Here is an 11,813-nt window from a genome sequence, read left to right as displayed (position 1 = left end):
GCCCTCCCCGGCCGCGGAGCTAACCGCGTTTTACTCCCATTCGATGGTGGCTGGCGGCTTGGAGGTAACGTCCAAAACCACGCGGTTTACTTCCGGAACGGAATTGGTGATGCGAGTAGAGATGCGGGCGAGCACATCGTAGGGAACTCGGAACCAATCGGCCGTCATCGCATCTTCGGATTCGATGGGCCGAATTACGATCGGGTGCCCATATGTACGGTGATCGCCTTGCACACCTACCGAGCGCACATCGGCTAGCAAAACCACCGGGCACTGCCAGATTTGGTCATCGAGCCCAGCCTGGGTTAGCTCTTCACGCGCGATCGCATCCGCGGCCCGCAAGATACGCAAGTTTTCCCGGCTAGCTTCGCCTACCACGCGAATCGCTAGGCCCGGCCCCGGGAAGGGTTGGCGTGCCACAATTTTTTCGGGTACGCCCAGTTCGCGGCCAATCTGGCGCACTTCGTCCTTAAACAGGGCGCGTAGCGGTTCGATAAGTTCGAACTGCATATCATCGGGCAAGCCGCCCACATTGTGGTGGCTCTTGATATTCGAGTTGCTATCACCCTGCCCGGATTCCACAACGTCCGGGTATACCGTGCCCTGCACCAAGAATTTCACTTCGCCGGAAACTTCATCTACCACCTTGCGGGCGGCACGTTCGAAGGAGCGAATAAATTCGCGGCCAATAATCTTGCGCTTGGTTTCCGGATCCTTTACGCCAGCCAAAGTGTCCAAGAAGATATCGGAATCATCAATGGTGATTACGCGGATCCCCATGGTTTGCGCGTAATCCTTCTCTACCTGGGCGCGTTCACCTTCGCGCAACAAACCGTGGTCAATGAAGAAACAAGTGAGCTGATCGCCGATGGCGCGGTGCACGATCGCTGCCGCCACGGAAGAATCCACGCCGCCAGAAAGCGCGCAAATAACCTGCGCATCACCCACGCGTTCCCGAATCTGGGCTACCTGATCGTCAATGATCGAACCAGCAGTCCACTCCGGTTGCAGGCCGGCCGCGTTATACAGGAAGTTTTCCAACACTTGCTGGCCGTGGCGCGAATTACGCACTTCTGGATGCCACTGCACGCCGTACAGTTTGCGTTCCGCATTTTCAAAAGCTGCCACCGGGGTATCCGGTGTGGAAGCTACCACTTCGAAGCCTTCCGGGGCGCCCGTCACTTTATCGCCGTGGCTCATCCACACGATGTCTTCTGCCGGAACGTTCCGGAATAGGCAAGAATCGTTATTTACCGCGGCTTCCGTGTGGCCGTATTCGCTGGTTCCGGTCTGCCCCACTTCCCCACCCAGTTGCTGGGCCATTACTTGGAAGCCATAGCAGATACCAAGAATCGGTACGCCGGAAGAAAGGATTTCCGGATCCAAACTGGGCGCTCCTTCGGCATAAACCGAAGCCGGGCCGCCGGAGAGGATAATCGCCGCCGGGTTCTTAGCCAGCATTTCAGCCGCGCTCATTGCCGCGGGCACGATTTCCGAATAGATATGTGCTTCACGCACGCGCCGCGCAATCAGCTGGGCGTACTGGGCACCGAAATCAACAACTAGAACGGGAGAAATCTCAGGGTTACTCACCCTCCCAGTTTACGGGGTGAGGGCCTTCCCGTGCAGGTCCGGCGCGGTGATATCGAACGATGAGCTTATTTAGGCCCCGGCGTGCCGAGATTTTTTAGCTTCTGCCCACCTCATTCCAACCTGAATAATGTTCTTATCTGCTTTGTGCCTCACTTTAGGGGCGGTTGCGATTATCTTTAAGGGAGTGGGTGGAGTATGCCATCCCGCAAGAAGTGGCCTACGGGCCGGAAGGATATACATAGTGGCTTACAGTGTTTATCTCACAGCGGCGGAAGGCAATGCCGGTACCCTCGGCGTCGCCACTGCTTACATTGATCTTTTGCTCCAGGAATACTCCAATATCGGGGTGTTCCGCGCCTTCGCGAATGGACCAATTGAAAATGACTCACTTTTCCTGACCCTTCTCGAACGGGCAGGAAAGCGCGCCGATGCGCCACAGGCCTGGGGAACTACCCGCCGGGCTTACGTAGAAGATGAAGAAACGGCGATGAACCAGCTGGTCAATCGCTACACGGATTATGCCCAGGAATTGGATGCGGTGCTCATCCTCGGTCTGTGCGATGGCGACCCGGTAAATCCGGGAATGCTGGCGCGCAGTGGCCGAGCCGCTGCCAATCTGGGCACCTCGGTGGTACCGGTTGTTGCCGGTTCCATGCGCTCCCCTGCCCAGGTGGAAGTAGTGGCGGAGTTGGCCGCCAAAGAAATTAGTGAATCTTATGCCCCGGTTTCTGCCCTGGTGGTTACGGACGCTCCGGAAAACCTGGCCGCGGAATACCGCGGGGATGCCAGCCAGGTAGTTTTCGTAGCGGAAGGTACAGCCGCCAAGTTTGCGGGGAACGACGCCGAACTTCTTCTGGCCGCCGTCAAGCGTGGCTCTGATGTGGTCACCCCGCTAGCTTTCCAAGCGAACTTGATTTCGCGGGCCCGGGCCGCGAAGAAGACGATCGTGCTCCCAGAATCGGAAGACGACCGGATTTTGCAGGCCACCGCCCAGCTTTTGGCCCGCGATGTGGCCAATATCGTACTGCTCGGGGAAGAGGCGGAAGTGCGGGCGCGGGCCGCCGAACTCGGCCTGAATATCGACGCCGCCCAAATCGTTTCCATGCACGATCCGGATCGTTTACACCGCTATGCGGAAAAGTTCGCCGAGTTGCGCGCGAAGAAGGGCGTGACTTACGAACAGGCGCAAAAGACGATGGAAGATCCTTCGTACTTCGGCACCATGATGGTTTACCTGGACGAAGCCGATGGCATGGTTTCCGGTGCCAACCACACAACCGCAAACACGATTGTGCCTTCCTTCCAGACAATCAAGACCAAGCCGGGTACCGCCGCGGTATCCGGTGCCTTCCTCATGCTGCTCGATGACCGCGTTTACGTGTATGCCGATTGCGCTGTAAATATCAGCCCCACTCCGGAACAGCTAGCCGGGATCGCCGTGGATTCGGCACGTACCGCCGCCCAGTTCGGGGTGGAACCGCGCGTGGCCATGCTCTCCTACTCCACCGGCACTTCCGGCAAGGGGCCGCTGGTAGACGCCGTCGTGGAAGCTACCCGCCTCGCCAAGGAAAAGGCGCCGGACCTGTTGATTGAAGGGCCAATCCAGTACGACGCCGCGGTTGATCCGGCAGTTGCTGCCAAGAAGCTGCCCGGTTCACCGGTGGCTGGCCGGGCTACCGTCTTTGTGTTCCCGGACTTGAATGCGGGCAATATCGGGTATAAGGCCGTGCAGCGTTCTTCGGGTGCGGTAGCGGTAGGCCCGGTTTTGCAGGGTCTGAATAAACCTGTCAATGATCTTTCGCGGGGCGCCCTGGTGGAAGACATTGTGAATACCGTGGCTATTACTGCCATCCAAGCGCAGGGCTAAGCGTTTTGCTGTCCGGTTAGGCAGTTTTAGCGCTGGTTTGAGTGCCAGCTTTGGTGCCGGGCTTGGCGGCCCGGCACCTTATACTTTGAATAATGTCCGAAGAGTTTGATCCGCACTGGCTCAGATTTTCTGGAGTGTAACCAGTTTTCTGGAGTGTAACCAGGAATCCATTACGGTGACGGGGCGGATTGTGCCGATCGGCTTCGAGAGAAACAATAAGGAGAATTCGATGTCCGTTCTAGTAATTAATTCCGGTTCGTCTTCGATCAAGTATCAGGTGATCGATCCCGTCACCGGAGAATCCACGGCGAAGGGGCTGGTGGAACAGATTGGTTTGCCCTCCGGGCATATCGAGCACACCGGTAATGGGCAGGAGCGTGAATATGTGGGTGAGATTCCCAATCATGCTTTTGGTCTGGAAAAAGTACTGGAGTTCTTCGCGGAAACCGGACCTTCCCTCACCGATGGTTCGATTGTGGCGGTGGGGCACCGCGTAGTGCAGGGTGGTAAGTATTTCGACGGCCCGGCCCTGGTTACGGAAGAAGTTATTTCCAAGATCGAGGATTTGCAGCCGCTGGGCCCGCTGCACAATCCGCCGGCCCTGGAAGGTATCCAGGTGGCGCGCAAGCTCCTCCCCCAGGTACCGCACGTAGTGGTGTTCGATACCGCTTTCTTCCAGTCTTTGCCGGAAGAAGCAGCGCGTTATGCGCTCAAGCGCGACGTGGCTGATAAGTACGAAATTCGCCGCTATGGTGCTCACGGTACTTCCCACAAGTTTGTTTCCCAGGAAGTGGCTAAGCTACTGGGCCGCGATGATGCGAAGCAAATTGTTTTGCATATTGGCAATGGTGCTTCGGTTTCGGCGGTGGATTCTGGCAAGGCCGTGGAAACCTCGATGGGGCTCACCCCGCTGGAAGGTCTGGTTATGGGCGGCCGTACCGGGGATATTGATCCGGCGGCTGTTTTCCACCTGGAACGCGAAGCGGGAATGACGGTAGAAGAACTCGATAACCTCTTCAACCGCGAATCCGGAATGATGGGACTTACCGGTTCTTCTGATCTGCGTGACGTGCACGCGATGGTGGAAGCCGGCGATCAGAACGCGAAGGAAGCGGTGGATATTTATGTGCACCGCATCGTCAAGTACATTGGCGCTTATACGGCGATTCTGGGTGGTTTGGATGCGCTCACCTTTACCGCCGGGGTGGGCGAGAACGACGACGTTATCCGCGCCGCCGTGCTCGACCGGCTGGCACCTTTCGGGGTGAAGTACGACGCCGCCGTGAACGCCACGCGGTCGAAGGAATCCCGCGAGCTTTCCACGCCGGATTCTTCCGTCCGCGTGTTTGTGGTGCCGACCAATGAGGAACTGGAAATCGCTCGCCAGGCAACTGCGCTCGTGAATTCCAGCAAGTAAAACGAAGCCGCGCGCAGCGCACCGCGCGGCTTCGCGCAAGCTGCGCACACGCTGCGCACACGCTGCGCACAAGCAGCGGGGCCCGGAAGTTTACGAACTTCCGGGCCCCGCTGTGTTGCTAGCTCCCGCTGTGTTGCTAGCTCCCGCTATGTTGCTAGCTTCCGCTATGTTGCTAGCTTCCGCTATGTTGCTAGCTCCCGCTATGTTGCTAGCTCCCGCTGTGTTGCAAGCTTCTGGCCAGCACCGCTGCCGGTTAGGAGATCCGTGCTACCGGTTTGCCGGCTTCGAGCGGACCGCCAGCTTCTACGAGCCAGTGGATGGTGCCGGTAATGTGCGCGATAATGTTCGTTTCCATTTTCATGGTTTCGCCAATCGCTACGGTTTCGCCTGCTTCCACGCGCGAGCCTTCGGCGGCGAGCAGGCGGAACATGGTGCCGGTGATCGGGCTCTTCAGTTCCGTTGGGTCTTCGGCCGGGGCTTGGGCGGCTGCCGCGCCCGGCGTGCCGAGCATGGCTACCCCATCGGGCAGGCCGATAGTGCGGATCTGCCCATCAATTTCGATTGGCACCCGGTGGAAGTCCACGCGCCGGCGCAGTTTCGCCCGCGGTTGGGCTTCTAGCACCGGGATGAGTTCACGTTCAATCCACCCGGTATCCACGGCCGGTATTTCGCCCGCAAAATCCGGATGCAGCACTACGGCCCGCATAAATGGCAGGGTGGTAGCTACGCCGTCGATCGAAGTTTCTTTAATCGCGCGCCGCGCCCGCGCCAAAGCTTCCCCGCGCGAAGAAGCAGAAACAATCAGCTTCGCGGCGATAGAGTCGAATTCGGCCGGAATGTCATCGCCCGCTTGCACGCCGTTATCCCAGCGTACGCCTAAGCCACCAGGCTGGCGGATACGGGAAATATGGCCCGGGGAAGGCAGGAACCCACGGCCCGGATCTTCCGCATTAACGCGGAATTCGATCGCGTGCCCCACCGGTTCGGGCATGGTGGTTGCCGGCAGGCCTTCCCCTTCCGCAATCGCGAACTGGGCGCGTACCAAATCGATTCCGGAAGTTTTTTCCGTCACCGGATGTTCCACTTGCAAACGCGTATTTACTTCGAGGAAGGAAACCGTGCCATCCCGGCCGAGCAAAAACTCTACCGTCCCGGCGCTGCGATAATTCACGGCCGCACAAATATCGTGCGCGGCGCGGTGAATGTTTTCCCGAATCGGATCTGGCAGGTTCGGGGCCGGGGCTTCTTCTACCAGTTTTTGGTTGCGCCGCTGCAAGGAACAGTCGCGGTCTCCCACCACGAGCACGTTACCTGTGCCGTCACCCAAAATTTGTACTTCAATATGGCGCGGCCGGTCCAGGAATTTTTCGATAAACATTTCCCCGCGCCCGAAAGCCATTTGTGCTTCATAGGAACCAGCTTGGTAGGCCGCTGCCACGTCTTCGATTTGGTGCACGATTTTCATGCCGCGCCCGCCGCCCCCGTAGGAAGCTTTCAACACTACGGGCAAACCGTTTTCTTCCGCCCAGCTGACCGCTTCTTCCGGGCCGCTGAGCGGGCCTTCCGAACCGGGAACGAGTGGGGCGCCTACTTCCCGCGCAATTTCGCGGGCGGTTACTTTATCGCCTAGTTTTTCGATAGTTTCCGCGGTGGGGCCGATGAACGTCATCCCCGCTTCTTCCACCGCGCGCGCAAAGTCCGCGTTTTCGGCCAGGAAACCGTATCCGGGGTGGATCGCGTCAGCTTTCGCCCGCTTTGCTACCCCAATAATTTTTTCGATCGAAAGATAGGTTTCCGCGGCGGTTTGCCCGCGCAACCCATAAGCTTCATCGGCGAGCCGCACGTGCATTGCATCCACGTCTTGATCCGCGTAGACGGCGAGGGATGTGTATCCCTGGTCGAGGCATGCCCGCGCGATCCGCACCGCGATTTCCCCGCGGTTGGCAATAAGGATTCTCTTCATCTTCCCTTCCCCTGCCGCTACAGTTGCGTGAACGGCGTCACAATCTTGAATCTAATGGTGGTTCCTGGTCTGATTTGTGCGGCGGTATCAATATCGCTCCGCACCAGGGAGCCGATCACGGGGTAGCCCCCGGTGAGTGGATGGTCCGCCAAGAAAATTACCGGTTGCCCCGAGGTTGGTACCTGGATCGCTCCGGTTACTGCCCCTTCGCTTTGTAGTTCGCCTTCCCGGGCCCGCGCGAGCGGTTTTTCACCTTCCAGCCGGATGCCCACGCGGTCTGATTGCGGGGTTACTTTCCAGGCTTGTGCGGTGAGGTTTTCCAATGCTGCGGCGGTGAACCAGTCGGTGCGCGGGCCGAGCACGATCCGCAAGGTTACTTCCTCTTCCGTAGGCAGTTTGGTTCCCACGGTGGGAGCATCGGCGACGACGCCGCTGGCCACTTTTTCGCTGAGCGGCACAATTGATCCGGCCGTGAGCGCTTGTGGGCCCAGGCCGGCCAAAGTGTCTAGAGAACGCGAACCTAAAATCGGCTCCACTTCGTAGCCGCCGCGCACAGCCAGATAGGCACGTACCCCGCGGTCAAACCAGCCGATGGAAATGGTATCTCCCGGTTCGATAGCGGCCGGTAAACCGGGTGTGAGTGCAAAGCTGTACCCGGTTTCTGCTTCGGTGACGGTTACTTCCCCGGTAGCTCCCGCAATTGCGATTTCGCAGCGAGCATGGGAACGAATCTCAGCTCCCCCGCCCGCAATTTCCAAAGCAGCCGTATCCGGGGCATTACCCACCGCGCTGTTAGCGGCCATGAGCGATTGGTGGTCGGCCGCGCCGGCCGCAGCCACGCCAATGTTCAGTAAACCGGGCCGCCCCAAATCTTCGAAAATCATTTGCACGCCGGGATTGATGATCTCCCAGTACCGTTCCGGAAGCGCCGTCGAATCAGCCGGTTCGGGCGCGGCGGCGGGAGCCGAAACCGCGCCGGCCTTTTCGGCTCCCGATGTGCTCTGCCCAACCGCGCCGGCCGATTCCGGGCTAACCGATTCCGGACTAACCGATTCTGAGCTAACCAAATCCGGGCTGGCCGGTTCTGCGCTAGCCGATTCCGGGCTAGTCGATTCCGGGCTAGCCGGTGGTGCAAGTTGGATTTCTTCGGGCACGGCCACGTATTTAACGGCGTCGCCCGGGGAAAGTAGCGCCGGAGAGGTACGGTGAATATCCCACATGGGCGCCCGCGAATTACCAATCAGCTGCCATCCTCCCGGACTTTCGCCCGGGTATACCGCCGAAAAGTTGGCGGCCAGCCCAACTGAACCGGCCGGAATGCGGGTGCGCGGCGTCGTGCGGCGCGGGGTGGCCGCAAACAGTTCGTCATCACCCACGCAATACGCAAAACCGGGCGCAAAACCCACGAAAGCTACTTTCCAGTGCGCCGCTTGGTGCCGGGTAATGAGCTCGGTGGTACTAACCCCGAAAAGGTCTGCTACCTCGGCGAGGTCTTCCCCGTTGTACATCACTTCGATTTCGGTGGGTTCCCCGCCATGGGAAACCACGTCGAGCGGTTCCACGCTTCGTACCGCTTCCGCAATTTCGCGGGCGCTACTCATGGAAGGTTCGAAGTAGACGGCGATGGTGCGGGCCGCTGGCACAAGTTCGCGCACACCGTAAATTTTCGAGGCAACCAGCGCCGGATAGTGGGCGAGCACAGCATCAAGATCCGGATATTCGACCAGCACGGTATCTTCCGCGGCGGGAAGTACGAGTAGGGATTCAGGTTCAAAACTCATACCGCATAGCTCTCATTCAAAACATCAGATACGAACATGCATCCCGGGGCGTGCGTGATTGCGAAAGGCACGCCCGAGGCCTGGATGGCAGCTTGCGGGGTTACTCCGCAAGCCCAAAACACCGGCACTTCGCCAGGACGCAACGGCACGGGAGCATCCCCGTACTCCGGCGAGTACAGATCGGCAATACCTAAAGATTCCGGATCGCCAACATGTACCGGGGCTCCGTGTACGGCCGGGTAGCGGCCCGAAATTTGCACCGCTTCCGCCACTCTATTAGCAGGAATCGGCCGCATGGAAACCACCATCGCGCCGTGCAGACGGCCCGCCGGTGTGCAGGCAATATTCGTTTCATACATGGGAACATTGCGGCCTACCGTTTGGTGGCGAATCTCGATTTGCGCGGCCGTGAGCCCGGCTTCAAAAGTAAAGGAACAGCCGATGAGGAAAGAAACTAGGTCCGGGTGCTCCGCCCAAGCTTCGGTTACATCTGCAACTTCGGCGCTGAGTTTGCCTTCGTGCCAAATCCGGTAGCGCGGAATATCGGTACGCAAATCCGAACCGGGCGCCAGCTTTGATTCCACGCCACCATCTTCAATCACGTCCAACAGCGGTACTGCTTTCTGGTTACGCTGGGCGTATAGCAAAACGTCATAGGCCCAATCGCGGGGAACCGAAATAAGGTTGGCCTGCACAAGGCCTTCTGCCACCCCGCTGGTGGGATCGGTGTTACCGGCGCGGGCAGCGGCGCGGGCCGCCTGCGCACTGGCGAGCAGTTCTCCTTGTGCAAACAACATTTCGTGTCCTCTTCCTCTTTTCCAGCTCTCTTGTTCTTCTTTGCCAGCTCGCTTGCGTAGTTTTCCAACTCGCTTGCGCAATCTTTTCCAGTTTGCTTACGCAATTCGTGTGGCAGAGCCAGGCGAGGCCGCGCGAGATTGCGGCCTTAGTTTGCCCCTAATTGTCCTTAATTAGTGGTTATTCGCATGGCCCTATTTAGGATTTGCGCGGCCTTCGAAGTGCCGGATAATGATTCCGGCGGCTTCTAGGTTTTCGCGAATGGCCCGGGCCATGGCAACCGCCCCGGCAGAATCTCCATGCACGCAAATCGAATCGGCTTGTACCTGCACGTCACTGCCGTCAATCGCCCGCATTTTTCCGGTTTCTACCAGCCGCATAATCCTTTCGGATACTTCCTGTGGGTCATGCAGTACGGCACCGGCTTGGCTGCGCGGCACCAAATCTCCGCTGGGCGTATAGGCGCGGTCTGCAAAAGCTTCCGCCGCTACCTGCAAACCTTCCTGTGCGGCCACTTCGATTCCTTCGGTACCGGCCAAACCCAAGAACACCAGGTTCGGATCGACCGCTTTGATCGCCCGCACTACGGTGTGGGCGAGCTTGCGGTCCCGTGCCAAGGAATTGTAAAGAGCGCCATGCGGTTTTACATAGCTCACGGTGGTACCGGCAGCGCGGGCAAGGGCCTGCAAAGCTCCCAGTTGGTATTCAATATCGGCTTGCAGTTCCGCGGCCGGAATATCCAGGGCGCGCCGCCCAAACCCCTCAAAATCGCGGTATCCGGGATGTGCGCCAACTACCACGCCGTGCGCGGCGGCGGCCCGCAAAGTCGCGGCTATACCCGCCGGATCACCCGCGTGAAATCCGCACGCCACATTCGCGGAGGAAACAATGCCCAGCATAGCGGCGTCGTCGGAAACTACGCGATCAGGAGTGTTCTCTCCCAGATCCGAATTCAAATCAATCGATACCATTCCCTTACCTTATCCCTTCACACCGCTTTACGGTACTAGCGCAAACTTTGCGGGCGCTGGCAGGTTTAGCCCTGGATCATTTCGAAAATCGGGCGTACGGAAACCACCGCCATGTACCAGGAAAGCGCCGTCGCGGCCGTACCGGCTACGAGCAGCCACTTCGGGTAACGGTACCCCTGCAGCAGGTCGCGGGCGCGGAACCACCCGATGTACATGAAGATCGTGAGGCCGATGGGCAAGATCAAGCCGTTCAACCCGCCCGCGAAAACGAGCATCGTGCCCGGAGCTTGCCCCCACACGAGGAAGCACACCAAGGAAACGGCGATAAACACCACGGTAGCGATATTGCGCGGCCAGCCATGTGCGAATTTCTTGTTGAACACAGAGAAGAATGAAACCGATGTGAAGGCCGCACCGATCACGGAGGAAATAGAAGCTGCCCACAGGATCATGCCGAAGATACGCAAACCAGCATCACCCATGACCTGCAAGAATGCCCACCCGGCTGGATTCATTTCTTCCGGAATGAGGTCCATGATCACCACGGAAGCGTCTTTGGCGAGCACCGAGGCGCCCACCCCAAAGCAGGCAAGGAACAGCAAATAGCGCATAACACCGGTAACGACGACGCCGTTGATGGATCCATTCGTCACGTCCTTGACCGCTGCCGGGCCGCTATGACCCGAATCGAGGAAACGGTGCGCTCCCGAATACGTGATGTAACCACCCACGGTACCGCCCACGATCGTGGTGATCGTAGCCCAGTTGATGGTATCGGGAAGCACGGTTTGCCGCAGCGCCTCCCCCACGGGAGGTTGGGAAACCACGGCTACGTAGAACATGAGGCAAATCATGACGACGCCGAGGAGGATAATTACCGAGTCCATGATTTTACCGGCACGTTTCCACAGGAAGATGCCGATAGCGAAGAGAGCGGTAATGAGGCCGCCCAGTTTGACGTCGATCCCGAACATGGAATTCATGCCCATGCCGCCGCCGGCAATATTGCCAATATTGAAAACCAGCCCGCCGCCAATAATGAGCACGGCCAGCACGAGACCCGAACCCGGCAGGGCCGCATTCGCCAGTTCTCCGGCTCGTTTTCCGGAAACTACGATAATGCGCCAGATATTCATCTGGACCGCAATGTCAATCAGGATCGAGATCAGGATGGCGAAGCCGAAGGCCGCCCCGAACTGGAAGGTGAAGGTAGCGGTTTGGGTAATAAAACCAGGACCGATAGCCGAGGTGGCCATGAGGAATATAGCTCCGAGAATAGAGCCCCTCTTATTTTTCACAACGGCTTTTCCTGCCTGGGTGTCCAAACCGGGCAGAGTGTTCTTTTCCGCGGCGGCATTCCCCTTTGCCAGCATGGAATCAGCCTCCTTTACTTACTGCTTTCTATGTACTTTTCATAGGGGTTTAT

The 11,813-nt window shown here is 58.6% G+C and carries 8 protein-coding genes; 2 read left to right on the top strand and 6 right to left on the bottom strand.

The annotated features are described in order from the left end of the window. Positions 1-30: 30 nt before the first annotated feature. Positions 31-1,578 (bottom strand): glutamine-hydrolyzing GMP synthase, encoded by a 1,548-nt coding sequence (gene guaA, locus H8274_RS03570; protein ID WP_185934443.1) that lies wholly within the window; start codon positions 1,576-1,578, stop codon positions 31-33. A 256-nt stretch (positions 1,579-1,834) separates the two neighbouring features. On the opposite strand from guaA, the gene pta reads away from it, so the two are divergent. Together pta and H8274_RS03560 are read left to right on the top strand one after the other, a co-directional pair. Then, entirely contained in the window at positions 1,835-3,460 is a 1,626-nt protein-coding gene (pta, locus tag H8274_RS03565) for a phosphate acetyltransferase (protein WP_185933838.1), read from the top strand. Positions 3,461-3,689: 229 nt separating this feature from the next. Next, positions 3,690-4,877 (top strand): acetate/propionate family kinase, encoded by a 1,188-nt coding sequence (locus H8274_RS03560; RefSeq protein WP_049618899.1) that lies wholly within the window; start codon positions 3,690-3,692, stop codon positions 4,875-4,877. Between the two features lie 253 nt (positions 4,878-5,130). On the opposite strand, the gene H8274_RS03555 is transcribed toward H8274_RS03560, so the two are convergent. From H8274_RS03555 to H8274_RS03535, 5 genes are all read right to left on the bottom strand, one after another. Beyond that, the gene (locus tag H8274_RS03555) at positions 5,131-6,840 is read right to left on the bottom strand and encodes an acetyl/propionyl/methylcrotonyl-CoA carboxylase subunit alpha (protein ID WP_185933837.1); all 1,710 of its coding nucleotides are present in this window, start codon (positions 6,838-6,840) and stop codon (positions 5,131-5,133) included. A gap of 17 nt (positions 6,841-6,857) precedes the next feature. Next, positions 6,858-8,621 carry a 5-oxoprolinase subunit B/C family protein gene (locus H8274_RS03550; protein ID WP_185933836.1) on the bottom strand — a complete coding sequence of 588 codons (1,764 nt, stop codon included), beginning with the start codon at positions 8,619-8,621 and terminating at the stop codon, positions 6,858-6,860. After that, positions 8,618-9,418: a putative hydro-lyase gene (locus H8274_RS03545; protein ID WP_065415239.1), complete on the bottom strand. Its 801-nt coding sequence runs from the start codon at positions 9,416-9,418 to the stop codon at positions 8,618-8,620. Before H8274_RS03545 ends, H8274_RS03550 begins: the two co-directional genes overlap by 4 nt. A 192-nt stretch (positions 9,419-9,610) precedes the next feature. Continuing rightward, a complete protein-coding gene (locus tag H8274_RS03540) occupies positions 9,611-10,387 on the bottom strand; it encodes a LamB/YcsF family protein (protein WP_065415240.1) in 777 nt (258 codons plus the stop codon). 65 nt (positions 10,388-10,452) lie between these two features. Beyond that, a complete protein-coding gene (locus H8274_RS03535) occupies positions 10,453-11,760 on the bottom strand; it encodes an NRAMP family divalent metal transporter (RefSeq protein ID WP_074661294.1) in 1,308 nt (435 codons plus the stop codon). Positions 11,761-11,813: the final 53 nt, after the last annotated feature.

The sequence above is a fragment of the Actinobaculum suis genome, assembly GCF_900618115.1.
Lineage (GTDB): Bacteria > Actinomycetota > Actinomycetes > Actinomycetales > Actinomycetaceae > Actinobaculum > Actinobaculum suis.
This window is presented reverse-complemented; position numbering and strand designations above follow the sequence as displayed.